Here is a 25,975-nt window from a genome sequence, read left to right as displayed (position 1 = left end):
ACTATCATGAAAGTACAAGCAATTAAAAAGCCCGCTATCGCCCTCCTCTCCTCATTATCTGACGTCTTTTGAGAACTCGAGACTAGCGATCTTATTTTTTCGGCTAAACAACATTATGAAATAATTAGCACTCTAAATTATTAATTTAACTTAATGATTGTCAAAGCTGAATCGATTCATTTTTATTTTCTTGATAGAAAAAACCGATCGAATAAGAAAAATTAAACGGTTTAACGATCGTTTTTTTTCGATCGATCTTGTGTTTATAATAGCGTGAGACTATACAACACTCCGTGCTTCGCGTTGATATCTGGATAATGTCAACAAGCGCAAAAACAACATTAAATTAACATATAGCTAAATGCAGTAAGGTGATAAGTGGTTCAAAACCGTATTCATCTTAGATGGAAAAAATGTTTTCCGGCTTATAGCCAAACAGATTTCTTATACTAGTGTCTTGCTACATGCATCGGTAATCAGGAATTTGCGAACATCCAGGGAACCTATTGTAATTAAATGAAACATTACCCACCTCGCAAGGAATTCGTGGGTAATCTGTCAGATAATCATCGTAGGAAAATACGTTATTAAATAAATAGAACAGATGGAATTGGCATGAATTTTTTTAAAAATATGAGCATTGGCAATCGGCTTTTTTCAGGGTTTGGTGTGTTAATCATATTAACGCTATCATTATCCTCACTCAGTTATTTTTTCATAAAGAACATTGAAATTGAACTTGAGGAAATCACTGAGGATCGGATGGTGAAGGTGGATATGTTACGTGACATCCAGGATATCCTTAACACCAACATACGCACTCTGCGTGACATTATTCTACTTCCTGAACAGCAGACCAAAGAAAAACAAAACCTCAAAGAGATTATCGCCAAAACCACCAACACCGCGAGTGAGACATATAAAAAACTTGATGTAATGGTCAATACCAAGGAAGGCAGAGATTTCTTTAATCAACTCGCTGAGATTAGAAAAGAATACAGCATCCATATTAATAAAGCCGTTAACTATGCCATGGAAGATAGGGATGATGAGGCAACAGCATTAGTCTTTGGTGAAATAGCCAACATTCAAGGCATTTATTTTAGTAAACTTACTGAGTTTACCGAATTACAAGAAGCCTATGTGGATACCGCAAAGCAAATCACCAAGGATTATATTACCAAAGCCTTGTACTGGATGTTGCTGCTGTCAATTATCTCAACGCTAGTAGGGTGCCTGATTGCCTGGCGCTTAACGCGCAGCGTCACAACCCCATTAGCCATGGCGCTTTCTTCTGCAAAGCGTATCAGTGTCGGCGATCTCAGTGGTTCGATAGTGGCAGACAGTCACGATGAAATCGGCCAACTTCTGGAGGCAATGAAGGAGATGCAGGCAGCACTGACGCGGATGGTTGTCAGCGTCAGAAACAACGCCGAAAGCGTGGCCACCGCCAGCATGCAGATAGCCCAAGGCAACGCCGATCTGTCGTCGCGTACAGAAGAGCAGGCAAGTGCGCTGGAAGAGACCTCATCAACCATGACGCAGTTGGGGATGACGGTGAAAAATAATGCGGATAACGCTCGTCAGGCAAATGTATTGGCGCAAAATGCGAGCTCGGTAGCGCAGCAAGGCGGCCATGTCGTGGATGATGTGGTGGAGACCATGAAGTCCATCAACGAGAGCTCACGCAGCATTGCCGATATCATCAACGTTATCGATAGCATTGCGTTCCAGACCAATATATTGGCACTCAACGCCGCCGTTGAAGCCGCCCGCGCAGGGGAACAAGGGCGTGGATTCGCCGTGGTGGCGGGAGAAGTTCGTAATCTGGCACAGCGAAGTGCAGACGCCGCGAAGGAGATTAAAAGCCTGATTACCGCAAGCGTTGAGCGGGTTGGGCAAGGCTCTTCACTGGTGAATAAGGCAGGGGAAACGATGCAACAGGTTGTCACGTCCATTCGCCAGTTAACCGACACCGTGGCTGAGATAAGCTCCGCCAGCGCAGAGCAATCGACCGGGGTTGAACAGGTAGGGATCGCCGTCAGCCAAATGGACCAGACCACCCAACAGAACGCAGCGCTGGTAGAGGAATCTGCTGCCGCGGCACAAAGTCTCAAAGAGCAAGCCGATCAGCTTGTCAGAGAAGTGTCCGTCTTCAACGTTGCTGGTTATGCCACCGCACCGTCATCGCTGAGAGTGGCACAGGCTTCAACGCCCGTCGCCATGTTACCGACGGCATCTCGATCAACAGAGAAAAACACGTCCGATTGGACAAGCTTCTGATACACAGTGCACCGCGTCCTGACAGTCTGGCTTTCAGGACGCTATGGTAAAACCCGATACAACGATAAATATAAGAAAAAGATATGGATAGTCATGGAGAGCGTCAGAAAATATTGACCGATTACGATACGTTCTTATCGGAGCTTGAGCAGATTACGGCCCTGCTTTCGCAGATGATGCAAAAAAAGTATCACTCGTTGGATGTGTACATCAACAACTGTAATCACCTGAAAATCAGCTATCTGAAAATCAACAGGTTGCTGGCTGAAGAGTCATTTTCTACTTATCTCAAGACGCACCATGACGCGTTATACAACAAATACACCAGCCTGCTTATCGGAATAAGGCTGTATGAAAATCTCTTGACCAATTGTGGCCTACACCAGGGATTCAACACGCACGCTGACAGTCAGTAAGCGCGCGGTATTTATCGACTTTGCAAAGAGCACAACTCCATTATGGTTCTCTTTGCGCTTTGACCGGCACCGTACCTTGGCCCGGTCTTTTTTTTGCCTGTCAGTTGTGCTCCTCACCACCGGCCTTCTCGCGAGAGGCGTAATCGATCTGCAAGACGATACGCAGCAGCGCGGCAACGGGTTCGAACAGCGCATCAGGGATACGTTCGCCGCGCTTCACATCATAAAACAGCGTACGCGCCAGGGGGATGTTCTCTACCATCGGAATGGCCTCACGTTGCGCCAACTCGACAATGTGTTGCGCCATGGCATCCCTGCCTTTCTCCAACACGCGCGGTACGGGCATCGTCTCGGGATCGTATCCCAAGCAAACCACCAAATGCGTCGGATTGCGCACAATCACCGCCGATTGCCTGACGTTTTGTGCCAGGCTGCCGCTCTGCACTTCGCGCTGTAGCGCGCGACGCCGCTGTTTAATATGAGGATCGCCTTCCCTGTTCTTGTTTTCCTGTTTGATATCCTCCTTGCTCATGCGCTGCTGCTTCAACGTATGAAAACGCTGATAGCTGTAATCCGCCACCGCCAATACCAGATAAAAGCCCAGCATGCCAAGCCACATAAAACGCATAATGGCGGAAAAAGTGGGTAACGCACAGTGAGGGTCACAATAGGGCAATGCGCGAAACGTCGACGCATAGGCATAGAACAGCAAGAGAAAAATCACGCACAACAGCACCACTTTCAAACAGGATTTGAGGAGTTCAACCACGCTGCGCCAGGAAACAATCTGTTTAAGATTGTTCACCGGGTTAAGTTTGCTCCCCTTAAAACCCACTGCCTTACTGGCAACCACAAAACCTATTTGAATCAGCACGCTGAAAACGGTGGCAACGCTTACCATCGCCCCGAGATAGAGCAGCACCAGCGCGCACTCTTTTACCAGCGCGCGTGCAACGGTGCCCAGCGCATAGGAGAAAGGGGCATTGATAACGCGCAGAGATTCCTGGATTAACAAGGTGATGTTTTGTACCAGCACATCAGTAAAAAAATGAAAAAAGAGAAATAAGGCGAGCAGTTGTGCACCGGAGGTCAGCTCAACGCTTTTGATCACCTGGCCCTCTTTTTCACCATCCTGCCGCCTTTTGCGGGTGGGCTGCTCCGTTTTCTCACTCATGGTGAGCAAACCACTCGCCAACATGCTGGTAGAGACGTTCACTTTCCATCAGATAGTGATGCAGCGCATACGGTAGTGACACGATCAGCAGCAGCAATACCAGCAGGCTTTTGATGGGCATAGCCAGAAAGAACACGTTTAACTGCTGCGCCGAGCGATTCAACAACCCCAGCGCCATATCCGCCAATACCATCACCAACACGGCCGGTAAGGAGAAGCTTAAACACAGTTGATAGAGCGCCTGCCATTCCACCTTGATAAAATCCAGCAAGGGCTGATTAAACGCCAGCGTATTGCCGGGGGGGAGGTAATGGTAAGAGTCATACAGCACGCTCAGGTGCAAATTGATGCCGCCGCTAATAAAAAACAGCGCACAGAGAAACTGGCTGAACAACAAACCAAAAAGTGAAGACTGGACGGACATCGCGGGGTTGAATACCGCACTCATGGTTGCACCACGCAGTGAATCGATAATAAACCCCGCCATATCCACGGCCCAAAAAGGAATCGCACCGCAGAAGCCCAACACCAGCCCGATCAGCAACTCACCGGGGATATAGCTCAACCATGTCCACCCCTCGCCGATATCCTGGGGCACAGGCACCACCGCCATCATGGGCAATGCGATCGCCATTAACACCGCATTTCTCACTAACGGCGACCCCAGGTTTCCTGCCTGCAACAGCGGAAACAGCAAGGTCATCCCCAGTGGACGCATCATGAGGAACGCCAGATGCACAATCTCTTCGTTAAGCGCCAGATTCATGCATGCGCACTTATTTGCATGAACACCTGGCGCGTATATCCCAGCAGGATGCCGCCAAGCCAGTGATAGGTAGCCATCAGCATCAGCGCCACGGCCAGCAGTTTGATCATGAACTGTAGGGTCTGATCCTGTATCTGCGTCAGCGCTTGCAACAAGCTGACCAATACGCCCACCACACACGCGACAACAATGATCGGCAATGAGGTCAGCAAGACGATCCACAACAGTTGGGTCATCAGGTGCGTCAGAGTGGCTTCATTCATACGAAACTCTGCACTAACTGGGAAAGGATCAGATCCCAGCCGCCGGCCAAGAGAAAAATCAGCAGTTTGAACGGTAAGGCGATGGTCATGGGAGAGACCATCATCATCCCCATCGCCAGCAGGATATTGGACACCAGCAGATCAATGGCGAGAAACGGCAAATAAATTAATAAGCCGATACGAAACGCCTGGGTCAATTGGCTGACCGTGAATGCAGGCAGCAAAATGAGTAAAGAGTCGTCCTTCACCGCACGACGCGCCTCTTCCGGCCAGGTTTTCGCAATCAGGTTCTGAAAATAATGCACCTGCTTATCTTCAGTGTTTTTAATCAGAAAGTGGCGATAGGGCGTTAGCGCCTGACTGTCCCAACCGCTCATCCAGGCGGGCTCGCCCTCAACGGCAACCGGATGCCACTGCGCCTTTACCGCCAGCAGCGTCGGCGCCATGATAAACAGCGAGAGCACCAGCGCAAGGCCATACAGCGCCATATTCGGCGGCACCTGCTGGATCCCCAACGCATTACGCAAGATGGAAAAGACCACCGCCAGTTTGAGAAACGAGGTCCCCATAACGATAATCAGCGGCAGCAGCGAGAGCACAAACAGCAGCGCAATTAACTGCCAGGGAGAGTCAGGTAGTGACATGTTATATCCACAGTGTAGGGTTCACGCCCCCTTATACCTCGGCTAAACCAGACGCACCTACCCGGCATTCACCCTATCTTTACCGCACCCGCGTTCAATCTTGTGCGGTGAGATACCATTGCCGGATTTGCACCAAAAAGCGGTCGCCGCAGCCAATCAGCGCACCTTTGCCGATGGCACGTCCATTCAACTTCAATGTTACTTCTGGAGAGAACTCGGTATTCACCGCCACCGTATCGCCCACCTGTAACGTTCGCAGCGATCCCAGTGTCAGTGTGACCAGGCCCACTTCAACCAACAGTTTTTGCGGCAGCGCCGCAAGATCCACCGACATGGATTCTGCGCCGATGGGTTGATCTGGTATGTCAATCGCGCGGTTTTCGAGTTCAGCGCCTAACGCTCTACAGTGCATCGTGTTATCTCCGTTTATCTGGACATACGCCGCCAGCCCCAGCAGCGGCGATAAAACGAAATGTCCTGCACGCAGATCGCCATACGCCTGTATCGCGATCCCGTCCCCCAACGTCAGCCGCTGCAAAGCAGAAAGCGGCAGCTCACACTCCCCGGCATAAAGCGCACACTGCAATGGCGGCAATGGGCCGGTGGGGATGTCATCAGGCACGATCAACGCATGCAGGTGCTTAAAACCAACGTCGGTATTGCCAAACAGCACAGCCTGAAAGGCAACCTGTTCCACCTGCCAGGTAACGACGATGTCCCATTGTTCGGGCAGAATGCTACAAGGGCGTGGTGCCGCATTCTGCCGCACCATGCTGGCCTGGCACTGTGCCAGCAACGGCGACAACGCCCACTGCGCGATGTCCTCAAGCAATAGCGTATCCACCGTTGCCACCTCAGCAGTGCCCAGCATTTGCTCGCACAGTGCCCGCCACCCGGCATCCTCCAGCCAAACGTGGCTCACCGCTGCGCCCTGCGCAAAAGAGAGCGCAATGACTACCCCGGTTTGAGCGCGGGTCCAGGTTTGTAAGCCGAGATGCAATTCACCCGCGGTCACGCCCTCAGGAGGCAGATGCTGTGCCAGGCTCCACGCTTCCCGGGTCGTCCTCAACATAGTCAACCTCCAGTACAACGGCATGTCCTGCCTCGCGCAAACGGGCGCAGAGCCAGGATGAAATAAGGCTCAACGTGTCGAACAGCTCGCGCTGAGACACCTGAATACAAAGATAAAGTTCACCGGCTTGCTCGCTGACCTCACACAGGATCGCTTCCCCATTGCCAGTCACCATGCGATAACGCTGCCGGCGATGCGCATGCGGTGAAAGCGGAGAAGAGGCGCAATGCGTTGCCTTTTGGGCTATCAGTTGCATAAATTTCTGAGCGTCCATCGCGGTTTCCGCGTCGATCGCCTCCTGTTCCGGCAGCGTGTGCCACAGACTCCCTTCAATGCGTGTGGTACTCATGGATAGCGGCTCATCGTCTACAGCCTGTATCGTTGAGCACACTGTGCAGTTTTTCCTTTTTTTTCATGACAACATTCAGCGCTTGCCTTATCGCGTATTGCTGGGCCAATACGGCTCGCTGCTCCTCAGACAACGCTATCTGGTTAGCCATCCACTGCTGATCCTCATCGCGCAGTGCCATCAGTGTCTGTTTATGCGCCAGCAGTTCATCGCTGATGCGCGTGCCGGACCAGCCCAGCCAGGCGTTTCGTTTTTCTGCCAGCAACGCGCGATGGGTCGAACAGGTGTAGATATCCTGTTCCAGTTGACGAAGTTGAGAACGTTGCTGTGCCAGTTGTCGGCGCAAGGCGATTTCCCGACGCTGCTTGATAGCCAATAACGCCCGCAGCGTCATGGCGTGACCAGCGCACTTAGCCGTTGCAGTAACAGATCGCGATGACATGGTTCATTCTCCTGCTGTTGTAAAAACGCATTGATCGCCGCGTGCTTTTCAACCGCCAGATCGGCGAGCGGATCCTCACCCTGCTGATACTCTCCTACCCGTACCAGCAACTCGACATCGCGATATACGCTGAGCAAACGGCGTACCTGATGGGCCAGCGACAGGTGCATCTGGCTGGTGACATTCGGCATGGTGCGGCTCACGCTGGCGAGCACATCAATCGCCGGGAAATGCGCCGCCTCGGCCAGCTGTCGCGATAGAACGATGTGCCCATCAAGCAGCGAACGCACCTCATCCGCCAGCGGCTCATTCATATCGTCTCCCTCCACCAGCACGGTGTAGAACGCGGTAATGCTGCCACAGCGCCCGTTGCCACTGCGCTCCAGCAAACGCGGCAGCGCGGCAAACACGCTGGGGGGATAGCTGCCTGCAACCGCACGCTCACCCGCCTCGATGGCGATTTCCCGCGCGGCGCGGGCGTAGCGCGTCAGTGAGTCTGCCATCAACAATACGCGTTTGCCCCGATCGCGAAACGACTCGGCAATGGTAGTCGCCACATACAGCGCGCGCATGCGCTCCAGCGGCGGCCTGTCGGAGGTGGCGACAACGACGACACAGCGACGTCGTGTCTCCTCGTCCAGTGAATGCTCTAAAAATTCCCGCACCTCGCGGCCACGCTCGCCGATAAGCGCCAGAACGATCACCTCGCAGTCTGCGCCGTGGCACAGCATGGAAAGCAAGGTGCTTTTCCCCACGCCCGCCGCCGCGAAAATCCCTATACGTTGCCCCTCACCGCAGGTGAGTAAGCTGTCTATCGCCCGCACGCCGGTTAGCACCGGGTGTTCGATAATCCCACGGACCAGCGCCGCCGGAGGGGGCGCGTCAAAATCGCGCCACGGCCCCGGCCACGTCTCATTGCCATCCAGCATCAGCCCAAGGCCATCAACGACCCGGCCCAGCAACGCATCGCCGACCGGAACCTGCTGGCGTCGTCTGAGCGGCCGCACCTTCTGGCCGCAAAACAGACCAACGGTGCTGGCGAAGGGAGATAACAGCGCATCATCGCCGTCTACCGCAACCACCTCGGCCAAGGTGCCGCCGGGTAAAATCTGGCAAAGTTCACCCATAAACACGCCGGGCAAACGCACTTTCAATAAGGTGGCGCTGATGTGCAGCACCTGTCCCGTCATGTCGATGCCATCCGGCGGCTCACCGCACAATGCCAGCCGTTGACTCACCGCATCCACCAGAGAGGAAAACTCAGTCTTCATCATCGCGTAAGTGCTCGGGGTCCAGGTCAATACTGTGCACCACCTGGATAAGGCAGTGCTCCCCCACTTCCTGCCACGACAGCACCGCAATGTCAGCGTGTTGTTGCTCTATGACCTTACGCAGGAAACGACGCACATCCACCGAGGTGACAATCACAAACTCACCGTGGGCCGTTTGTGCCTCGGCAATCAACTGCAATATCTGCGCACACTGTGCATGGCTCAATGCGGTATAGGTGCCCATTGCTGTCTGCCGAATAGACTCACGAATCACATTCTCCATCTCCTCCCCAATGCGCAGCACGCGTAGCGGCGTTCCTTCTGGCATCAGGCGATGTAAAATATGGCGTCGCAACGCGATGCGAACATATTCCGTTAGCATCTGGACATCTTTTTCCCGCGGTGCCCACTCAATCAGCGTGCCGAACACCAGACGCAAATCACGGATAGAGACACGCTCCGAAACCAATCGCTGGAGCACCTCGGCAATTTTGTTGATGGGCATCTGCCGCTGTAGCTCTTTCACCAACTCGGCATAGCGTTTCTCCATCGCATCCATCAGGTAGCGCGCTTCTTGCACCCCGATAAACTCTGCCATATGGTTCACCAACACCTTGTGCAACAACGCAACAAGGCACTGGTCACCGGTATACACCGTTTGCCCCGCCTGTTGCGCACGTTGTCCCTCAGCCGCAGACAGCCATGCGATCTGCCCCATTCCCTGCGGCAACACCTGTGCCTCTGGCGTAGCAGCGGACGCATCCAATGCGGTGAACATCATGCAGGATGCTGCCAGGGGGAGCGTCAGCGAGAACACGGACTCCTGATAGACCAGCACCGCCATACTGTTCTCCGTCATTGAAGCATCAACGATGATGGAGACATCCGGCAGGGGGACACCCACGGTGTCAAACAGGGTTTTGCGCAGGGCATCAATCTCCAGTGAAAGAGACTCTGAATGCAGGCTCGGTGCAAGACGCAGCGTCAGAGGCTGTGCGCCCGGCACCATCAGATCGTCATCTGCGCTGCCCTGCGGCGCGGATACCGACTGCGGATGCCGGGCGCGATACCACAGCAGCGCACAGGGCAATGCGGTAAGCACCGCCATAATGAAAAAGTAGATAAACGGGAAGCCGGGAATGACGGCAAACAGTAACATCACCACCGCTGCGAGGATCAGCGCCTGAGGCTGTTTCCCTAATTGCGCGCTCAGCTCACGCCCCAGATTTTGCCGTTTCTCACCCGGTACGCGGGTGACGATAATACCGGCACTGAGCGAAATCAGCAGAGAGGGGATCTGTCCGCACAGGCCGTCACCGATGGAGAGCACGCTGTAGGTTTGCACCGCATCCCCGAGCGACATGCCGTATTGCACCACGGCAATGGTAATGCCACCCAGAATATTCACCAGCACGACAATAATACCGGCGATGGCATCCCCTTTCACAAACTTCATGGCACCGTCCATCGCGCCAAGAAAACGGCTTTCATGCTGCACGTGCAGACGCAATTGGCGCGCCTGATCGGCATCGATCACCCCAGCGCGCAGATCGCCATCGATACTCATCTGCTTGCCCGGCATGCCATCGAGAGAAAATCGGGCGCTTACCTCGGCCACGCGCTCCGTGCCCTTGGTGATGACGATAAATTGCACGATGGTGATGATGGCGAAAATTACCAGCCCCACCGTCAAGTTCCCCCCCACCATAAAGCGACCAAACGCGTCGATGATATCGCCCGCATCGTGCTGCAACAGCACCAGTCGCGAGGTGCTGATGGTCAGCGACAGCCGGTAAAGCGTGGTAATCAGCAACAGTGAGGGGAACACCGACAGTTCCAGCGGATCGTTGATGTAAATGGCAAACAGCAGCAGGATGATGGAAAAAGTCAGATTAATGGCGATCAGAATATCCACCACAAACGTAGGCAACGGCAGGGTAATCATGACAATCGCCATGAGCATCACCAAGGCGAGAATAATATCTTGCCTGCCGGCGCACATTTGCAACCAGCGTTGGACGCTATCTTTTTTCATCACGTTGGTTTGCATAATTTTTCCAGAAATGTTCGCTGGCGACGGTGCAACCATAGCCATTGTTCCGCCACGCTGTCTGCCATTGGGGCACAGCTGATCACCATGCCTTGACGTAGCGTGAAAACACGCTGAGGAATACCCGCAAACCAGGCGGGATGGGCACGTTGCAGTGCAAGAACCAGTAACGCATTATCACACCAAGGATCCAGCAGACATTGGCTGATATGCATGCGTCCCTGACGAAAGGTGAGGAAGGTTTGAAATCCTCGATCGACCCATTGCATTTCGGCAGAGGGCGGTTGTTCCGCCAGCTCGGCCAACTGTATAAAGCGCTGGATGTTTCTTTCGATGAACAGATCTAATGTCATGATGTCTTTCCTCTCACGTCCGGTAACAGAATCCCAGAGAAGACAAGGAGGAGAAATCAAGACAACACCTGATTACCCTTCAGTTTTTGCAGTACGGTAAGAATGCTTTCTCGCTGATCTTCATCGCTAAAACACGCATCCGGCATCACTCTGAATTGCACATCCAGATAACGCACGATGTGCTTGAATACCGTTGCGCTGGGCGTCAACGAGGAAATTCGTGCGATAAGCCAATCCTCAAACAGCCAGCTTTCCTGTGTAATATCAATCAACAAGGTCAGGAGTGAATCGGCAGGTAATGGATAACGCTTTTCCTGTTCTTCACACTCCTGTTCCAGGCCCAGAAACAGCAACAAGCGCCGCAGGCGAACCAGTACCGTCGCCAACCTGGCTTGCTGAGCACCCCCGACAGACAGTGAGAGTTCAAACGCCGCCATTTGCAACAGGACGCGCAGCCGACGCTGGCGATCGGACCAGTCCAGGATGCGTTTAAACCATTCCGATAACGATATGTCTTGTTCATCCATCGCGCGCTGGAATAAGCGACCAATGGGTGCCAGCACCGCCTTGCTGACGGTGCCGAGCTCCATCAGGCCAAAGAGTGCAGTTTCATACGCGTTTTCTTCAATAAGCTGGGCCAACTGCGCATTCAGCGCCTTTTTCCGCTTTTCATCCAATGCCGTTGATGCAAGGTGTTGAGCAATCGTAAAAATACGCCGCAGCCCCTCCAGCGCCTCGCTGTTATTCTCAGCCGAGGAGGCGAGAAACGTTGGAAGGCCGCCTTCTTGCTCATGCAAACGTTGCATCAGTGCAATTAGCTCTTGTTGTCTACGTAGCTGCCGTTCTGACGATGCCAGCCGCTTTTCATCGCGCATTCGACCAGAAAGCAGCAAACTCATCTCTGCCAGCGTTGAATCCAGCGATTCGTCTGCAATTTCTTCCAACGCCATGTCTGTCAGCGGCAGGTTGTATTCATTACGCGGCAGGGAGTGTGCCTGATGGGGATCATTGTTTGTGGATAAAGCCTGGCCTGCCAGATTCTGATATTCAGGCATTTTCATCGTCACGCCTTACCTCCCGTTGATGGATGCCGAGCTCGTTCTCGGTATCTATCCATGCCAACACCTGCTGAAAATGTCTGCTGAGCGAAAAAGAAACGCTGAGCTGTGAAGATGTCAGAACGGCTTCATCCACAGCCAACTGCGGGTTGCAGGCTATCGCTAACCGCTCCCCGAAGGCCTCGCGCATTCTGGCCTCTCGCTCGGGATGAATCTGCAACGTGGTACACCCCGCCGCCGCCAGCTGTGCCACCTGCTGCGACAAACGGTCGCACAGCAGGTCATCAACCGGCTGTTGAGAAAACCAGGCGCTCAATACGTTCCGCATAGCCAGGCGGATACGTGACGTGACCGCCTGCACCACGCACTGTTCCACCGAGGCCGCCTCACACAGCGCCACAACGTGGCGCGCCAACCATTGATTCTCGCAGCGAGTAAGGATCTCCTGCTGACGGCGAGAAAACTCGGCATAAGCCTCATTCTGTATCTGGCGCTGCGCTTTGCGCGCCTGACGTATCATGTGTTCTGCCTTACGGCTCGCCGCTTTCACGATGGTTGCGGCCTCTTGGTGGGCATCGCGCAGAGTGTGGGCATAAGCCAGTTGGGTGTTTAGCCTTTCAGCAGGAATCACGGGGAAATCGGGAAGTTGCCCATCAAGCTCAATCAACGGGAGTCGGCACAGCGGCATAGCATACGCTCCAGTAAATTCATCGTGGTCAGAGACGTCACGGGATACAACGCTTGCCTGAGCGGCGGCAGCTGTATCAACAGCGCCTGGAGCACGGGTTCCACCCTTGCAGCACGGTAAAGCATGGCGATACCGATGCGATTCGCCGCGTCGATCACCTGTTCCGGTGAAAATAAGGCAGGGCGTTTGTTGTCACACATGCCAAACAGATGCCAGATCAGATCGTTATCCAGCCAGCGACGAAGCGCGTGACGATAATCAGGCAGCAGAAAGTAATCACCGCACGCCAGCGTCAGCAGCCCAAGCGCCAGCGCATATTTCGGCATGTTCGGTGCCAGCATGGCCAAACGGCGCTGACGTTCATTAAGCCGCCCCGGCAGACAAATCCCGCCACGCCGCGCTCGTAACGCGCGGTTCAGTGCGCTGTCTAAAACCGGAGACTCACCATAACGCCACCGCTGATTGCGATGAAACCCTAACAAGGCAAACCAGTCAGGGTGCGCATAACGGGCGGGCTGCCAGACCGAGCGGTGCAGCAGCAGGATCAACGCATCCGGTCTGCTGGACTCGTCCGCTGAAACACACGCCACGCCGCCAGTATCAACAGCACCGAAGCCAGTAAAATCAGCGTTAACATCACATGTTGTCGATAACGGGATAGCCATTTCAGGATCGCTCTCTCTTCAACGGATTTCGGCGGCGGAGCCACCCGAGCGCGATAGCCAGCAGGCTGCATCAAAATGCTGATTTGATCGTACTGGACACCGGGTATCGCTTTTTCAATCAGGCTCTTGATTTGTACACGAAACGCTTCCAGGTTCACCCGTGGGGAAAATTTAATGTAGACAGCCACCGAAGTGGTATCACCAGAACGGGTGGCGACGTCGTCACTGGGAGGATGGGACGCTATCGCGACAGACGCTTGCACAACGCCATCCATTTGGCTGAGCATCTCTTCAATGTGCTGCTCGGTGAGATACAGAATCTTCTGCTGCTCTTCCCGGGGAGAAACCACCAACTGGTTAGGTGGAAACATGGTTTCTACCGTGGTGTAACGCTTGCGCGGGAAGCCGTCCATGCGCAGCACTTCAACGGCATCAATAAACCGGGATTGCTCGACGCGCAGCGTTACCCCACCGTCCGGCGAAGGTTGCTTATCTGCATCAATGTTGTTGTTCATAAGGATCGCCAACATCTGGTTGGCATCACTCTGAGACAGGCCGTTGTAGAGTTCGACACGACAGCCCGCCAGCATAAGAACCAGTATTGCCATCCCCAGACAGCGCAATGCGTTCATGTCATATTGGCCAGTTTGTTGACCGTTTGCGCCGCAGAACCGGCGACCTTAGCGCCAAGATCGACGCCGACGCTCAACGTCAAGATCTTCGCCTGCTGCTGCAACATCTGCTCCGGTGATAAGGTTTCTACCGCGCCGGATACCGTTCCGGCATACAGCATCTGCTTGAAGGTCTGCGCCGCCTGACTGTCCGGTGCATCCATCGCAGACACCGCATCAATGCTGTCACAACGGCTATCTGGCGATATCTTCTGAGAAAGCGTCATGGGTGTTATCTCCATGGGGTACCTCGTAATCACGGTGAAAAACTCATAATGAAAAGCAGTGCTTGACCACGTCTGCGTCCGGCGTATTCACGTGTTGCAATACGCGTTTCGCCTCTTCCGGCGCATTCAGCCCCAATAGCAGGACGGCAGTGCACACCGCACAAGCGTCGCTATCGGTCACCAGACTCGGTACCACCGGCACTATCGCTCGCACTTGACGCAACAAGCCGTGATTAACCCCAGCGAATGCGGCTTCAAGCAATAGCCGTCGTTCAGCAGACGTCAGTACGCTCATATCTTCGAGATAATCCCGCTGAGCAGATTTTTGATGGTATTGATCATCGCGCTTTCATAGTTGATAAAAGTGGAATACTGCTGCACGGCAAACTGCGCCTTGAGCATGGCGTCGGGATTGGTTAAATCTTCGCCGTTCATTTTGTCTTTGACGGCTTGCCCTGCCTGGTTTGCCAAGCGGGACAGCGTATCGATGAGTTGTTGAACATCCATCGTCACCCTCCGGTAGAATGTCGGCTTATTGCCTGAGATAGCTGCTTGCCTGCTACGTTGCTGGCTGGTATCTACTATGGTTTTAACCCGCCACAGCGCCTATCCGGTGTTTAACCTAACCACAGACTTTTCCACGAAAAATCTGATCTATGCCGATTTCTAACCAACGCTCGCCGTCAAAAGATCGCGTTACCGCGCCTTTTTTACACAGTCGGCGCACCAGCTTTTGGCGCTGGAGCGCCACCCTCTGGGGCAGGACGTCGGTTATCACTAACATACGGATATGCTTCAACTCAGAAACCGCAGACAACGCCACGTGCAACAGCCGCCATAACAGCAGTAATGACGCAGGTTGTGAGGCGCAATCGGGCAACCGGGTTAAACTACAGATAAGCAGCGCGTGGTTTTGAACACGAAAAACAAGGCGATAGGGAAGCAACGTAATGTGCTGCCCGAGGCGTAGTCCGCACCCGGGCAAAAACGCCGGCTGCGGCGCTAATCCCACCGCTTGCAACTGCCTGCTAAAAAGTGCCTCCAGCCGTTCCATCATTACTTCGCAAGGGAATGAAGCGTCTGGCTGAACACCTCGACCATCTTGCGGCCCATTTCCATCATCTGCTGCATGACCTCGACCGCCTTTTGCACAATATCGTCGAGATTTCGGATGTAGGATTGTGCGTTTTTACTTTGAAAATCCGCCTGCGCCCGCTCTATTTCTGCTTCACGGTTTTCCGTCGCCGCTTCAAAGGAACAGAGCCCGTTGGCTATCGATCCCGAACCGTTGAATCCCATCGAAGTGAGCTCTCTGGCGCCAGCGCCGCTGATTTCCCCCATTATTCCGCCCGTCAGCGCGCCCGTACACTGCATTAAGCCGCTCAAACAGGTGCCTAATGCGTTACTCTTTGCCGCCGTGAAACTATGTTCTATCGCGTTTAAACTGGTGGAAAGCGCATTCATTTCAAGCCCCCACCCTAATATCTGCTTCTTTTCGTTATACATTCGCATCACGTCACGCAAACGCCGGGCAAGATTTAATAGTGTTCCCCACAGTTGATCAAACATCGCGAAAAAGTCATTTAAATCTGCATCACTACCGGTCTTTTCCTTGGCTGCCATTACACCATCCATCTTTGGTGATAAGACAGAGGAAAGGTGGCCTGGAGTGACGTTGACAGGAAATACGTCTATCGAAAGAGTATTTTGATTCATAAGCGTATTTTGGCTCATAACATATCCTCAGGCACGGTTACAGGCAATTTTGGCCAATACCGTACCGTAATCTTCCATTATTGAAGTCGCGTTGCTCACGGCGGTGCCACTCTGTTGCAAATAATCGCCAAGCTGTTTTTCCTGATCTTTTTTACGCTCCTGCGTCCAATTATCTTTAATATCGTTAATGCGTTGCATAACGATTAATTCTTCAATTTCTTTGCGCAAATCAGCGGCTTTCCATTGGGCAACACCCGATGTTATTTTTTGCCCACCGCTTAGCGCCAAGCGCGCCGTGGTTAACCAGGGAAAGGTGACATTTTTAATGATGCCGGAGGCTAGCGCTTTGCCTAACGAGACCATAAAACGTTTACGCAACGCTTTTTCCGCGGCGGCAGCGCCCTTTTCCAACACCTCTGTCGCCACATTTTTGAGGGCGCTTTCCAACGTTTTTTCTACAAGCTGTTCAATTCCCTGAGCGGTGGCACTGCGGCCCATGGTGCGTGCCAAATACTGACTGGCGTTCCCCTCCAACCTGGCTTCGAGCTCAGTGACAAAGCCTTTAGCCGTGTTTTCAGCAATCTGTTTGATCTGCTGACCCACCTCACCGCTATTTTGGCTTGCTGCCTCCACCAGCGTTTTACCCGCGCCGCTGCCCATCTCCTTTTCTGCCGCAGAGATCAAACCGCGAGCCACGTAGATACCACGGCAGATTTGCAGAATATCCAATCCCATCGCGACGTATTCGCACGTGCTCTGTACCGAACCTGCCGCGTGAATAATCGCTTCACAATCGGCTTTATTTGCCCCCAACCCCAAAGCAAACTCAGCGCCGCCTTTTACGATTCCGGCAGCCCCTGCCGAGCAGTAAGCGATACCAGCAGCAAAAGCGAGTGGATCTGCCGTTGCCACGGCTTCAACCAGTTTTAACACGCCGATACCAATCTCAATGGCGCTGCTTATCCAATCAAACACGGCGCTACACAGCGCGGATTTACGCACCTGATTCGCCTGTTCAATCGACTTGTTGATCTGCTCCTGGTATTTCTCAACCTGCTTATTGCGAAGGAAAGTTTGCAGCTCTGTGGCACGGTTCAACTGTTCACAAAGCGCCAGTGCGTTGCTGCTGGACACACTCATCACCTGCTGCGTCACCAGCATCGACAACAGCAGCGGGTCCATGTTCATGACCTCTTGCAGCGAGGCCGAGGCGGAGCCGGTATACCCAGCCGCCAGCAGCCGTTGCCAGGCAGCCTCTGCCTGCGGCGCGCTCACCGACTGCGCCGCGGCCCTCGGTTGACGTTCAGTTTCCGCGTTCTTTCCTGCATCGTCTTGCCTATCGTGCAGGCCAACAACAGCGCGTGTTGGGTGTGTGGTTTGCTTCATTGACGAAGAGACGAGCATCTCTTCACCATCATCATAGGGTAGCGGGTAATGCATCCCCGCTCTGGCTTGTACACTATCCATCAGGCTCTCCTGTTCGAGATAGTCCTTGCTCCGCTTGACGGCGTATCGCCTGTAATGACCGATGTTCACCGCAAATCAGCAAGGCGGCCTTAAAGGCTTTGCGTGCCAATGCTTTCTCATTGCAGGCCAGAAAACACTCCCCAGCGGCACAAGGTACCTGTGCGGCCGATACGTTAATTTTCGCTGCCCGACCATAGGCATAGAGTGCATCTGACCAGGCGTGCGCCGCATGGCACGTCGCCCCAAGTTGATACCAGTAGTCAAAAGACCAATCGTCGTAAGCGGTCAATATCCGTAACAGGTTGGCCGCTGCGCGATAATCCCCGGCGTTGGATAACTGTCTGGCATAGCGAAAAAGGGTGTCCAGTTCGACGCTTACCTCTTTTTTCAGCAACATGCGCATCGCGCCACCGCGACGCAAAAATTGCAGCATGGTCAGACTGTCGTCTTGCGTCATGAATAGGTCTTTTGGGTGATCATTTGCAGAATTTCACCCCATTTGCTGACCAGGTTAGTCGCCTGCGAAATGGCAGCGTTAAGCATCTGTATCGCTTTTTGAATCGTCAGTTGCGCCTGAGAGGAGAGATCGCTGTCGCGGCCCGCGCTGTTATCCAATGCCGCTTTAACGGCCTGGAGGCTGCCCTTGTCCAATTTACCGTCAGCCCCCGCGTGCTGTTTGATATAGTCCTCTATCGACTTGCCATCCACCTGGATACCGTGTGTCTTCATATACTCGATAACGTCGGCAGGCACTGCTTCCTTGGCGTTGCCATCGCCTTTTGATGCCGCCGCAATGGCTTCATCCATCTGGTTTGCCTTTTCCTGGGTATCCCGGGCTCGATTGGATGCATTTTGAATATCATTGAATTGGGCATAGGCGCGGGAAGACTGCACATCCTGCAACAACAGCATTATTTCATAGGCATAGGCGAAAATATTATCGGCAGTCCCATAGCGAGGCGTCTTTTCTTGAGTGGTATTTCTGACACGTCTTTCTTTGTCTTCAAGTACAGTAGAATTAATGTCTGGCAATGAAGAAACTGGCGTAGTCTCCATTATAAACCTCCTGGAATATAAAATAGTGTAGATATGAACATTATTTATTGACGCTGTGCTTAATATGCGTCTCGATTTTTTTCAAGGAGATAGTTAATGCTTTCAAATCTTTTTTTGCATTTTCCGCAATAATGTTCATGTGGTGGATACCCAGCGGTTTTACCGCCTGTGCATCATGAGGAGAAACGGTATGACCTGCGGAGGTCAGTTCGCTTTTGATCTTTTCAAATTCGGAAAAACATTTTAATAAACGTTCATACTCTACTTCGAACTTTTTAAACTGACTCTGTATATTGCCTGACATGTTGCACCTCTCATCGTTCACGAATAGCTCAGCCGTTGATAGGTCGATGGGTATTCTCTACTGACTTAACCCAGCCTCTAGCGCTGTATTGTGATAACGAAAGTAAATGATCTTGATAATATCTTCGCTCTGTATCACCGCTTCCAGCAATAAGGCAAAGTGCTGATATTGTTCTGGCGTAATGGGTTTCGTCATGGCACAGGTTAATCGATGACGGGCGGCACGCAGCTCCAGCAATGCCTTTTGGGCATCGTCAGCCGAGCCCTGTATACGATCTTCCAATGCCGTCAGCGTCGCCATCGAGTTTCCCTTTAAAAATTGAATGGAAGCGTAATCAGCGTACGCCCTTGTCTGAACGTCACTGCGCTATCACTGATAGCCACAACCGCACTGCCATCGGCCAATCGGCTGCCGATGGACAAGGTATCGCCATTACCCAGCACCAGATAATCGCCGCGACGGCTATGAACAATGCCAGTGACAGGCGCTGGCAACTGCCTGGAAAACTCACTGGATAGGGGAACATCCTGATAGCTCAGCGCCACGCTTGGATAGCTCGCTCGCATCTCCTGCATCAGTTGCGTCAAAGTCTGCTTATCCTGCGCGTTCAACACGCCGCTTAAGATGAAACGCGGCCCCGCACTCGTCAGATTCACCTTGCCGGCTAACCCTTGCTGTAGCAGCGCGCCGATCAGCGCATTCGCGATCTCGTCGTAGGCGTTTTCTATCTGCCAATGCCGTAATCCCGGAATGTCGGCCAACAGCGGCTGAACCGCCGCCCACTGCTCTCCCATATGAATATCCGCATCGATCGCAACGTTGCCCTGCCCCCGGCTGACAACCTGAGCCTGGGTGTATCCCGCCTGAATCAGCACATCTTTCACGTTCCGGACCAGTTGATCGGCGCAAATCACGTTATCCTGGTAACGAATATCGTGGGATTGCAGCGCAACCCACAATGGCGTCAACGTATCGCTCGATTCGCAATACCCGGACAGATGCAGCACGCCATCCTGCTGCCATTGCGCCACGAGCTGCGTCAACCCGGTCTGCTGCAACAGCGCGTCCACCGTTACAGGTGCCGCCGTCGAGGGTGACGGGGCCCATTCCACGGAGAAAAACAGTAGGGCAACGATCAGCATAAGCATGCCTGGCACCAGCACCCAGCCGCTTGAAAACCGGCGAACCGGCAAGCAACAACCAGCAAGATCTGCGTGCTGCGGCCCAAATGCCATCGCCAACCCTGCCGCCTCCAAGACGCCCTGCAACGGTAACGGATGCTGCTGTGCATGGCGGCGGCCATTTACCCGCACCGACACCTTTTCCGCGTTGACATAGAGTTGCCCGTCAGCGATCGTCAGTTCGATGCGACTTGCGGCCCGCAAAGGGATGCACAGATCGCATTCCCGCTCACCAATAGAGAGTCGACCTTCCGATAGCCACACTTCCCGTCCATGCAATACCCCGCCTAACAGGCGGATCTTCCACGTGTTTTCCATACGCTTTTCACTGTTGTCTATTGGCAACGGATGCCTTGATCAGGAACAAGCGAATAACGCTATGCATTTGATTGGTTTTGGTGCTGAACAGATGGCCAAGCACAGGGATGCTGCCTAACAAGGGGATTTTCTTTTCCGACTGTATCTGCTTATCCTGTTTGAACCCGCCCAACAACAGGCTCTGCCCCGCCTGCAACATGGCTTGTGAAGCAATTTCCGCATTTTGAACGCCGGGCAGAGGTTCATCCTGGCTGATGGGTTCGCTTTGTTGCCCATCCTGAATATTCAGGTTCAACATGATATTTTGCTTACCATTCTGCTCTAACAGCCGAGGCGTAACGCGCAGTAGCGATCCGGTCGTTACGGACTCCAGTTTGGCGACCTTGTCGCCCTCAAGCTTGGTGTAGAAGGTGACGTTTTTATCCAACACCGCCTGAATATTGTTGAGCGTCACCACTGAAGGCTGCGATAGCACATAGGCTCGCGAGTTCTTTTCCAGCGCACTAAGGCGCACCATAAAGTGCGGCGTGTCTTTGATCACGCTGGAGAATCCGCTGTCCAGACTCCCCCCGGTATTGTTGAAGCTGAGCATGCCGCCACCGATAGAGGTCGCCGCACTCCAGTCAATGCCCAACTGGCTGATATCACCGGCATCCACATCAATGATGGTCACGGATATTTCGATCATTTGAGGCCGTTGATCCAACTGGGTAATCAGTTGACGATACCCCGCCATGTTGGCGCTGCGATCGCGCACGATGACCGCATTCTGGCGCGGGTCCGCAGAAAACATCGGTAGTCCCTGAGTCGCAGCGGTATTGTTGGCTGGCGCAGGCGTGCCGCCACGCGTCATATCACGCAGCACGCTGACAATACCGGGCACCACAACAGTCTGATCGCGGTATTGATAGTGGTCATCCATCGCCGTGGCATATTTCAACGGATATACCACCACGCTCACCGCGTCATCCTGACGTTTGCTGATATCCGCATCAAGGGAGGTTGCCAGTTGCGTTACGCGCGCCAGACACGCAGGTACTCCGCTGATTTCCAGCGCATGTTCATTCAACACCGGGTAAATGACACAGCTTCGATCTTCAGGAACATTCAGTCTGCGTAAATTTGCTGCAAAACGCGTGGCGGATAGCACATTAAGTGTTACAAGATGGCGTGATAGACGCTGCGCGGGGTAAATAAACAGCGTATTGCCATCGTAATAAGAAACCAGATTATATTGGCTCATCAGCCTACACAGGATATTCACCGGCGGTCCGGGCAAGATAACACCGCTGAAATTTTGTACAATCGCCGGATCGATATTCGTTGATGTGTAATAGTTTTCCGCGAGATCCTTCAACAGATAAGAAAGCGACATATTTTGTGCTCTCAGTGAAAAATCATTGCCCTTCCACGGTAAGTTTTCGGCATAAGAAACCGAACAGAAAAAAAACAAAACCAAATGGGCGATTTTATATAGCTTCATATTCTTTTACCTGGCATGGGTGCTGTTTACTCAAAATGAGGTATCGAAAATAACGTGTTAGCGCCAGATGTATCTCTATTTCACGTGCCATTACTTCGGCAGAGATTTTCTTATCGTAGACACAACACAGCCAACTTTTCTCATCGGAGAAGTAGCAGGAAAAATCGTGAATATCATGATGTCCCCCCAGCAGACATGAAACATAACACAATGTTTCTAATGATAAATCACAAGAGTCAACGAGATAAATTGCCAGAATCCAAGAGAGATTGCATGAATAGCCTTTCGCAGGAAGATCCGCTATTTTCATCGCGATTTCTCCTTTACTATTAGGCATGGATATATCCTGAATCAAGGGGATACTTTTTAGTAAATCAAGCATGTAGAACAACCTCCGTGGGATAATCTTATTCTCAAACGCAATGAGAATCTTAGACATCAACCTAATACCTGATTTTTACTTACGGAGACGTTATATATATTTACAAATTAAAACAATCACGGCGCTAAAGCCTATTATAGTTTTAGTGAAAATTACCGTGTTAGAGAAAACCGACAGATGTGAATTCATTCGCCCACAGGGGCAATTTCATTTAGACACCATTCTCGGGTATGACAATGAAAAGAAAACGCTCATTGGTGAGTAAACCGACATTATTTATATCACTGTGCTTATTTATTATCTGGCTGGTTTCTGTTTTTGCTGCGACCTACGCCTCACTCAACCAGGAAAAACATTATTTAATTGAAAATCTAACGCACTTTTCCACCCTTCGGGCCACGTTAACCAATCACCGTTTTGAAGGTGCAGAACGGGATGCGCAGATATTGGCACACCGTTACCTTCTGTACCACAGCGGAGCCGCAGACACGGCCGTTGTCGACAAAAGTGAAAGCTGTTACTTACCGATTGATACCAGCGCGTGTATCCCCAAAGCAGTTCAAGAGCAGGATCGCAGCTTTATCCAGGTTTACGGTACGGCCGGGCAAACCTATTATCTCGACAGCTTTGTGCTGGATAGCCGCTATGGCATCTCGCTGCTGCCCCCTCGCGAGCACGCCTCCGACTATTTTTCTCGTCGACGCACTGAGTTAACGGAATTACTAGGCAGCCCCGTCAACCACAATATGCACTGGGGCGAACCCAAGTACACCGAGGGCGTGGGCTGGAGCGTCTCTGTTGCGGCCACCAGCGCACAGGGTACGCTCGCCGGGCTTTCAGTAAAACTCAGCGATGTGCTCTCGTACGGCCAACTGTTCTCCGGCAGCGATATCAGCCTCTGGCTGGATAAGCAAAATCACATCCTGCCTTTTTCCCAGCTCGATGAGAAGCACGGTCACGCATTACAAACGCGGTTCAACGACGTAACGCTGCATGACGGCTGGCAGGAAATTCCCGGCTATCTGGTGTTGCGCACCCAGTTGAAAGGGCCCGGTTGGCAGCAGGTTATCCTGTATCCAACCCGGGATATCATCAATCGCGCGCTGTCTATCGTCATCAGCCAGTTGCCTTTCGCATTGGCGACGTTAGTCCTGCTTGCACTGATGCTATTGGGCCTGCTCCATCGTCATCTGGCCCGCCCGTTGCAGGACTTTGTTGATATCATCAATAAGACTAAACGGGCACCGCTGTCACTGCGTCTGCCGGAAAACCGTCAGGATGAACTCGGCAGCATTGCTCAGGCTTACAATCGGCTGTTGAACGATCTGCGCACGCAGCATGACAACCTGGAAAATACCGTGGTTGAGCGCACGCGCGAGTTGATTATCGCCAAGCAGCAGGCAGAACAGGCCAACAAACGCAAAAGCAGCCATCTGACAACCATCAGTCATGAACTGCGCACGCCGCTTAGCGGTTCACTGGGCGCGCTGGAGCTTCTCCAACTCACCCCGCTGTGCGCCAAGCAGAGCCATCTGGCGGAAACGGCCCGGCTTTGCACCCTCTCATTGCTGGATATCATTAACAATCTGTTGGATTTCTCGCGTATAGAGTCAGGACAAATCTCGCTGCACGTTGAGCAGACAGCGCTGCTTCCGTTGATCGATCGCGCGATGTATACCATTCAGGGACCGGGAAAAAGCAAAGGATTGATGCTGCGCACCACGGTCAGCGGTGATGTGCCCTTGCTTATCGATATGGACGCGACACGCGTACGGCAAATTCTGGTGAACCTGCTGGGAAATGCGGTCAAATTTACGGAAAATGGAGGGATAACGCTCAGCGTCACACGCAACGACAACACGCTGATATTTGCCGTCTGCGACAGTGGCAAAGGCATTGCCTCTGCCGATCGCGATGCGGTTTTCACCCCCTTCTTTCAAAGCCAGGCAAACATTCAGGGTACCGGGCTTGGGCTGGCGATTGCCTCGAATCTGGCCCGGATGATGGGGGGCTGGCTGGATCTCAACAGCTCGGTAGGGCTCGGCACCTGCATCTCTTTTATGCTGCCGCTCGGCAAACACGGCACGACGACGCCATTAAGCGGCGAAATCGCCGCGCCGTTGGCGCTGCACCGGCAACTGAGCGAGTGGGGACTGACATGCCATCCCGCCGCGCATGACAATGCCCTGTGTGCCGACGAGCTTGGCTTTCTGCCTGGCAAACTCTACACGCTGGCCGCTCAGATAACGTCAGGCATCACCGATACCGACAAGGCGGTTATCCCGGTTCAACCCTGGCGCTTGCACATCCTGCTGGTCGATGACGCGACAATAAACCGCGACATCATTGGTGCCATGCTGACCCTGCTCGGGCAAGACGTCACTACCGCCTGTAATGGCCGAGAAGCCCTGGCGTGTGGGAGACAGCAACGTTTTGATCTGGTGCTGATGGATGTCTGCATGCCGGAGATGGATGGCCTGGCCTGCACCCGGCAGTGGCGTCAAGACAGCAAGAATCAGGATCCAGAATGCGCCATCATGGCACTGTCAGCCAATACCGCATCGGAAGAAATTTTTCGTTGCAAGCAGGCCGGTATGCACCACTACCTGACCAAACCCGTCACGCTGGCGCATTTGGCCGATGGCATCAGCATCGCCGCCGAATATCAGCTCCAGCGAGAAATTGATCTGCAAGAACAAGATAATCTGATGGACAAGGCCATCATTGATATCACTCACCCCACCATGCGACGAAAAATTCGTCGTTCACTTCGCGTGTTGCTGTCGAGCATTGAACAAAATTCAAGCGATCAGAAAAAAACTATCACGCTGTTGCATACCCTAAAAGGATGCATCGGGCAGGCTGGTCTCGGTCCATTGCTGTGCGATGTGATCGATATGGAGAACCGCGTTAAACGTGGGCTGCCATTGTCCAAAGCGGAAATTGCAGAACTGCGTCTTACGCTGGATGTCGCTTTACGTTTGAAGTGCTCATCGTAAAGGACAATGTTTTGTTGAGAGGAATGGAAAATGAACGATCATAAAATTTTGCTGGTGGACGATCACGAGTTGATCATAAACGGCATTATCAATTTGCTGGTGCCCTATCCGCGCTTTCGTATTATTGCGCACACTGAAAATGGCCTTGAGGTCTATAACGCCTGCCGCCTGCACGAACCTGATATTGTGATCCTCGATCTGGGATTACCGGGTATCAATGGGCTGGATCTTATCCCGCAGCTCTGTTCGCGCTGGTCTAAAATGGCGATCCTCGCCTACACCGCACACAACGAGGAGTTTATGGCAATACGCACCCTGTCGGCAGGTGCCATGGGATACGTATTGAAAAACAGTAGCCAAAAGACATTATTGGCGGCAATCCAGACCATGGCCGTCAGAAAACGGTATATCGACCCGGCACTCAACCGAGATGCCATCAACTCCGCCCTGAACACCGAAGGGGACAGCCCGGAGTTGCTGACACCGCGTGAACGGCAAATTCTGAGACTTATTGCCAACAGCTACACCAACCGCCTTATCGGCGAACAACTGTGCATCAGCGTTAAAACGGTCGAAACCCATCGACTGAACATTATGAAAAAGCTCAATGTACATAAAGTGACAGAGTTGCTTAATTGCTCGAGGCGCTTAGGGCTAACTGATTGAGTTTTTTATAC

31 protein-coding genes are annotated in these 25,975 nt (G+C 52.7%); 4 read left to right on the top strand and 27 right to left on the bottom strand.

Features of this window, described 5'->3' with window-relative positions:
* The first annotated feature begins 615 nt into the window (after positions 1-615).
* Complete coding sequence (locus J5069_RS13280) at positions 616-2,283, top strand: methyl-accepting chemotaxis protein (RefSeq protein ID WP_264644319.1); 1,668 nt, start codon at positions 616-618, stop codon at positions 2,281-2,283.
* An 83-nt stretch (positions 2,284-2,366) separates the two neighbouring features.
* The gene (locus J5069_RS13275) at positions 2,367-2,699 is read left to right on the top strand and encodes a hypothetical protein (RefSeq protein WP_264644318.1); all 333 of its coding nucleotides are present in this window, start codon (positions 2,367-2,369) and stop codon (positions 2,697-2,699) included.
* Positions 2,700-2,799: 100 nt separating this feature from the next.
* On the opposite strand, the gene J5069_RS13270 is transcribed toward J5069_RS13275, so the two are convergent.
* From J5069_RS13270 to J5069_RS13140, 27 genes are all read right to left on the bottom strand, one after another.
* Complete coding sequence (locus J5069_RS13270) at positions 2,800-3,873, bottom strand: EscU/YscU/HrcU family type III secretion system export apparatus switch protein (protein WP_264644317.1); 1,074 nt, start codon at positions 3,871-3,873, stop codon at positions 2,800-2,802.
* A complete protein-coding gene (locus J5069_RS13265; protein WP_264644316.1) occupies positions 3,866-4,639 on the bottom strand; it encodes an EscT/YscT/HrcT family type III secretion system export apparatus protein in 774 nt (257 codons plus the stop codon). The genes J5069_RS13270 and J5069_RS13265 overlap by 8 nt, the downstream gene beginning before the upstream one ends.
* Positions 4,636-4,902 (bottom strand): EscS/YscS/HrcS family type III secretion system export apparatus protein, encoded by a 267-nt coding sequence (locus J5069_RS13260; RefSeq protein WP_264644315.1) that lies wholly within the window; start codon positions 4,900-4,902, stop codon positions 4,636-4,638. Before J5069_RS13260 ends, J5069_RS13265 begins: the two co-directional genes overlap by 4 nt.
* Positions 4,899-5,546 (bottom strand): type III secretion system export apparatus subunit SctR, encoded by a 648-nt coding sequence (sctR, locus tag J5069_RS13255; RefSeq protein ID WP_264644314.1) that lies wholly within the window; start codon positions 5,544-5,546, stop codon positions 4,899-4,901. Before sctR ends, J5069_RS13260 begins: the two co-directional genes overlap by 4 nt.
* A gap of 94 nt (positions 5,547-5,640) precedes the next feature.
* The gene (locus tag J5069_RS13250; protein ID WP_264644313.1) at positions 5,641-6,618 is read right to left on the bottom strand and encodes a YscQ/HrcQ family type III secretion apparatus protein; all 978 of its coding nucleotides are present in this window, start codon (positions 6,616-6,618) and stop codon (positions 5,641-5,643) included.
* A complete protein-coding gene (locus J5069_RS13245; protein WP_264644312.1) occupies positions 6,566-6,967 on the bottom strand; it encodes a hypothetical protein in 402 nt (133 codons plus the stop codon). Before J5069_RS13245 ends, J5069_RS13250 begins: the two co-directional genes overlap by 53 nt.
* A 10-nt stretch (positions 6,968-6,977) precedes the next feature.
* Positions 6,978-7,409: a hypothetical protein gene (locus J5069_RS13240; protein WP_264644311.1), complete on the bottom strand. Its 432-nt coding sequence runs from the start codon at positions 7,407-7,409 to the stop codon at positions 6,978-6,980.
* The gene (locus J5069_RS13235; protein ID WP_413542231.1) at positions 7,358-8,683 is read right to left on the bottom strand and encodes a FliI/YscN family ATPase; all 1,326 of its coding nucleotides are present in this window, start codon (positions 8,681-8,683) and stop codon (positions 7,358-7,360) included. Before J5069_RS13235 ends, J5069_RS13240 begins: the two co-directional genes overlap by 52 nt.
* Complete coding sequence (locus J5069_RS13230) at positions 8,670-10,730, bottom strand: EscV/YscV/HrcV family type III secretion system export apparatus protein (protein ID WP_413542230.1); 2,061 nt, start codon at positions 10,728-10,730, stop codon at positions 8,670-8,672. The genes J5069_RS13235 and J5069_RS13230 overlap by 14 nt, the downstream gene beginning before the upstream one ends.
* The gene (locus tag J5069_RS13225; protein ID WP_264644310.1) at positions 10,715-11,083 is read right to left on the bottom strand and encodes a type III secretion system protein SsaM; all 369 of its coding nucleotides are present in this window, start codon (positions 11,081-11,083) and stop codon (positions 10,715-10,717) included. Before J5069_RS13225 ends, J5069_RS13230 begins: the two co-directional genes overlap by 16 nt.
* A gap of 56 nt (positions 11,084-11,139) precedes the next feature.
* Positions 11,140-12,144: a SepL/TyeA/HrpJ family type III secretion system gatekeeper gene (locus J5069_RS13220; RefSeq protein WP_264644309.1), complete on the bottom strand. Its 1,005-nt coding sequence runs from the start codon at positions 12,142-12,144 to the stop codon at positions 11,140-11,142.
* A complete protein-coding gene (locus tag J5069_RS13215) occupies positions 12,131-12,829 on the bottom strand; it encodes an HrpE/YscL family type III secretion apparatus protein (protein WP_264644308.1) in 699 nt (232 codons plus the stop codon). The genes J5069_RS13220 and J5069_RS13215 overlap by 14 nt, the downstream gene beginning before the upstream one ends.
* Positions 12,805-13,419 carry a type III secretion system domain-containing protein gene (locus J5069_RS13210; protein WP_264644307.1) on the bottom strand — a complete coding sequence of 205 codons (615 nt, stop codon included), beginning with the start codon at positions 13,417-13,419 and terminating at the stop codon, positions 12,805-12,807. Before J5069_RS13210 ends, J5069_RS13215 begins: the two co-directional genes overlap by 25 nt.
* On the bottom strand, positions 13,374-14,126 hold the full coding sequence (gene ssaJ, locus J5069_RS13205; protein WP_264644306.1) for an EscJ/YscJ/HrcJ family type III secretion inner membrane ring protein SsaJ: 753 nt from the start codon (positions 14,124-14,126) through the stop codon (positions 13,374-13,376). Before ssaJ ends, J5069_RS13210 begins: the two co-directional genes overlap by 46 nt.
* The gene (gene sctI, locus J5069_RS13200; protein ID WP_264644305.1) at positions 14,123-14,392 is read right to left on the bottom strand and encodes a type III secretion system inner rod subunit SctI; all 270 of its coding nucleotides are present in this window, start codon (positions 14,390-14,392) and stop codon (positions 14,123-14,125) included. Before sctI ends, ssaJ begins: the two co-directional genes overlap by 4 nt.
* A gap of 43 nt (positions 14,393-14,435) precedes the next feature.
* The gene (locus tag J5069_RS13195) at positions 14,436-14,687 is read right to left on the bottom strand and encodes an EscG/YscG/SsaH family type III secretion system needle protein co-chaperone (protein ID WP_264644304.1); all 252 of its coding nucleotides are present in this window, start codon (positions 14,685-14,687) and stop codon (positions 14,436-14,438) included.
* Positions 14,684-14,899, bottom strand: coding sequence for a type III secretion system needle filament subunit SctF (gene sctF, locus J5069_RS13190; RefSeq protein WP_264628777.1), 216 nt, complete (start codon positions 14,897-14,899; stop codon positions 14,684-14,686). The genes J5069_RS13195 and sctF overlap by 4 nt, the downstream gene beginning before the upstream one ends.
* 115 nt (positions 14,900-15,014) lie before the next feature.
* Entirely contained in the window at positions 15,015-15,449 is a 435-nt protein-coding gene (locus tag J5069_RS13185; protein ID WP_264644303.1) for a secreted effector protein, read from the bottom strand.
* Positions 15,449-16,126, bottom strand: coding sequence for a type III secretion system effector protein (locus J5069_RS13180; protein WP_264644302.1), 678 nt, complete (start codon positions 16,124-16,126; stop codon positions 15,449-15,451). Before J5069_RS13180 ends, J5069_RS13185 begins: the two co-directional genes overlap by 1 nt.
* Positions 16,127-16,135: 9 nt before the next feature.
* On the bottom strand, positions 16,136-17,575 hold the full coding sequence (sctE, locus tag J5069_RS13175; protein ID WP_264644301.1) for a type III secretion system translocon subunit SctE: 1,440 nt from the start codon (positions 17,573-17,575) through the stop codon (positions 16,136-16,138).
* Entirely contained in the window at positions 17,568-18,032 is a 465-nt protein-coding gene (sscA, locus tag J5069_RS13170; protein WP_264644300.1) for a CesD/SycD/LcrH family type III secretion system chaperone SscA, read from the bottom strand. The genes sctE and sscA overlap by 8 nt, the downstream gene beginning before the upstream one ends.
* Complete coding sequence (locus J5069_RS13165) at positions 18,029-18,631, bottom strand: hypothetical protein (protein ID WP_264644299.1); 603 nt, start codon at positions 18,629-18,631, stop codon at positions 18,029-18,031. Before J5069_RS13165 ends, sscA begins: the two co-directional genes overlap by 4 nt.
* 40 nt (positions 18,632-18,671) lie before the next feature.
* Complete coding sequence (locus J5069_RS13160; protein WP_264628847.1) at positions 18,672-18,935, bottom strand: hypothetical protein; 264 nt, start codon at positions 18,933-18,935, stop codon at positions 18,672-18,674.
* Positions 18,936-18,992: 57 nt separating this feature from the next.
* Complete coding sequence (locus J5069_RS13155) at positions 18,993-19,235, bottom strand: EscE/YscE/SsaE family type III secretion system needle protein co-chaperone (RefSeq protein ID WP_264628848.1); 243 nt, start codon at positions 19,233-19,235, stop codon at positions 18,993-18,995.
* An 11-nt stretch (positions 19,236-19,246) separates the two neighbouring features.
* The gene (sctD, locus tag J5069_RS13150) at positions 19,247-20,434 is read right to left on the bottom strand and encodes a type III secretion system inner membrane ring subunit SctD (protein ID WP_264644298.1); all 1,188 of its coding nucleotides are present in this window, start codon (positions 20,432-20,434) and stop codon (positions 19,247-19,249) included.
* 7 nt (positions 20,435-20,441) lie between these two features.
* Entirely contained in the window at positions 20,442-21,917 is a 1,476-nt protein-coding gene (locus J5069_RS13145) for an EscC/YscC/HrcC family type III secretion system outer membrane ring protein (RefSeq protein ID WP_264644297.1), read from the bottom strand.
* Complete coding sequence (locus tag J5069_RS13140) at positions 21,904-22,356, bottom strand: pathogenicity island protein (protein WP_264644296.1); 453 nt, start codon at positions 22,354-22,356, stop codon at positions 21,904-21,906. Before J5069_RS13140 ends, J5069_RS13145 begins: the two co-directional genes overlap by 14 nt.
* A gap of 179 nt (positions 22,357-22,535) precedes the next feature.
* Between J5069_RS13140 and J5069_RS13135 the strand changes: the two genes are divergently transcribed.
* Positions 22,536-25,298: a two component system sensor kinase gene (locus J5069_RS13135; RefSeq protein WP_264644295.1), complete on the top strand. Its 2,763-nt coding sequence runs from the start codon at positions 22,536-22,538 to the stop codon at positions 25,296-25,298.
* Between the two features lie 30 nt (positions 25,299-25,328).
* Positions 25,329-25,964, top strand: a complete 636-nt coding sequence (locus tag J5069_RS13130; protein ID WP_264644294.1) for a two component system response regulator — start codon at positions 25,329-25,331, stop codon at positions 25,962-25,964.
* The last annotated feature ends 11 nt before the right edge of the window (positions 25,965-25,975 follow it).

This window comes from Candidatus Symbiopectobacterium sp. NZEC127 (assembly GCF_025962675.1).
In the GTDB taxonomy this organism is placed as follows: Bacteria; Pseudomonadota; Gammaproteobacteria; order Enterobacterales; family Enterobacteriaceae; genus Symbiopectobacterium.
The sequence above is the reverse complement of the archived record's forward strand: the minus strand, read 5'-3'. Positions and strand labels throughout refer to the sequence as shown.

Bases quoted from the DNA above. Each gene is read 5' to 3' on its own strand.
- J5069_RS13275 (WP_264644318.1), top strand. From the start codon at position 2,367: ATGGATAGTCATGGAGAGCGTCAGAAAATATTGACCGATTACGATACG.
- J5069_RS13155 (WP_264628848.1), bottom strand. From the start codon at position 19,235: ATGGCGACGCTGACGGCATTGGAAGATCGTATACAGGGCTCGGCTGAC.
- J5069_RS13270 (WP_264644317.1), bottom strand. From the start codon at position 3,873: ATGAGTGAGAAAACGGAGCAGCCCACCCGCAAAAGGCGGCAGGATGGT.
- J5069_RS13265 (WP_264644316.1), bottom strand. From the start codon at position 4,639: ATGAATCTGGCGCTTAACGAAGAGATTGTGCATCTGGCGTTCCTCATG.
- ssaJ (WP_264644306.1), bottom strand. From the start codon at position 14,126: ATGAACGCATTGCGCTGTCTGGGGATGGCAATACTGGTTCTTATGCTG.
- J5069_RS13235 (WP_413542231.1), bottom strand. From the start codon at position 8,683: ATGATGAAGACTGAGTTTTCCTCTCTGGTGGATGCGGTGAGTCAACGG.
- J5069_RS13225 (WP_264644310.1), bottom strand. From the start codon at position 11,083: ATGACATTAGATCTGTTCATCGAAAGAAACATCCAGCGCTTTATACAG.
- J5069_RS13240 (WP_264644311.1), bottom strand. From the start codon at position 7,409: ATGTCATCGCGATCTGTTACTGCAACGGCTAAGTGCGCTGGTCACGCC.
- J5069_RS13230 (WP_413542230.1), bottom strand. From the start codon at position 10,730: ATGCAAACCAACGTGATGAAAAAAGATAGCGTCCAACGCTGGTTGCAA.
- J5069_RS13195 (WP_264644304.1), bottom strand. From the start codon at position 14,687: ATGAGCGTACTGACGTCTGCTGAACGACGGCTATTGCTTGAAGCCGCA.
- J5069_RS13250 (WP_264644313.1), bottom strand. From the start codon at position 6,618: ATGTTGAGGACGACCCGGGAAGCGTGGAGCCTGGCACAGCATCTGCCT.
- J5069_RS13220 (WP_264644309.1), bottom strand. From the start codon at position 12,144: ATGAAAATGCCTGAATATCAGAATCTGGCAGGCCAGGCTTTATCCACA.
- J5069_RS13280 (WP_264644319.1), top strand. From the start codon at position 616: ATGAATTTTTTTAAAAATATGAGCATTGGCAATCGGCTTTTTTCAGGG.
- J5069_RS13160 (WP_264628847.1), bottom strand. From the start codon at position 18,935: ATGTCAGGCAATATACAGAGTCAGTTTAAAAAGTTCGAAGTAGAGTAT.
- J5069_RS13140 (WP_264644296.1), bottom strand. From the start codon at position 22,356: ATGTCTAAGATTCTCATTGCGTTTGAGAATAAGATTATCCCACGGAGG.
- sscA (WP_264644300.1), bottom strand. From the start codon at position 18,032: ATGACGCAAGACGACAGTCTGACCATGCTGCAATTTTTGCGTCGCGGT.
- sctR (WP_264644314.1), bottom strand. From the start codon at position 5,546: ATGTCACTACCTGACTCTCCCTGGCAGTTAATTGCGCTGCTGTTTGTG.
- J5069_RS13145 (WP_264644297.1), bottom strand. From the start codon at position 21,917: ATGAAGCTATATAAAATCGCCCATTTGGTTTTGTTTTTTTTCTGTTCG.
- sctI (WP_264644305.1), bottom strand. From the start codon at position 14,392: ATGACGCTTTCTCAGAAGATATCGCCAGATAGCCGTTGTGACAGCATT.
- J5069_RS13185 (WP_264644303.1), bottom strand. From the start codon at position 15,449: ATGATGGAACGGCTGGAGGCACTTTTTAGCAGGCAGTTGCAAGCGGTG.
- sctD (WP_264644298.1), bottom strand. From the start codon at position 20,434: ATGGAAAACACGTGGAAGATCCGCCTGTTAGGCGGGGTATTGCATGGA.
- J5069_RS13260 (WP_264644315.1), bottom strand. From the start codon at position 4,902: ATGAATGAAGCCACTCTGACGCACCTGATGACCCAACTGTTGTGGATC.
- J5069_RS13130 (WP_264644294.1), top strand. From the start codon at position 25,329: ATGAACGATCATAAAATTTTGCTGGTGGACGATCACGAGTTGATCATA.
- J5069_RS13135 (WP_264644295.1), top strand. From the start codon at position 22,536: ATGAAAAGAAAACGCTCATTGGTGAGTAAACCGACATTATTTATATCA.
- J5069_RS13245 (WP_264644312.1), bottom strand. From the start codon at position 6,967: ATGAGTACCACACGCATTGAAGGGAGTCTGTGGCACACGCTGCCGGAA.
- J5069_RS13215 (WP_264644308.1), bottom strand. From the start codon at position 12,829: ATGCCGCTGTGCCGACTCCCGTTGATTGAGCTTGATGGGCAACTTCCC.
- J5069_RS13165 (WP_264644299.1), bottom strand. From the start codon at position 18,631: ATGGAGACTACGCCAGTTTCTTCATTGCCAGACATTAATTCTACTGTA.
- sctE (WP_264644301.1), bottom strand. From the start codon at position 17,575: ATGGATAGTGTACAAGCCAGAGCGGGGATGCATTACCCGCTACCCTAT.
- J5069_RS13180 (WP_264644302.1), bottom strand. From the start codon at position 16,126: ATGAGCCAAAATACGCTTATGAATCAAAATACTCTTTCGATAGACGTA.
- sctF (WP_264628777.1), bottom strand. From the start codon at position 14,899: ATGGATGTTCAACAACTCATCGATACGCTGTCCCGCTTGGCAAACCAG.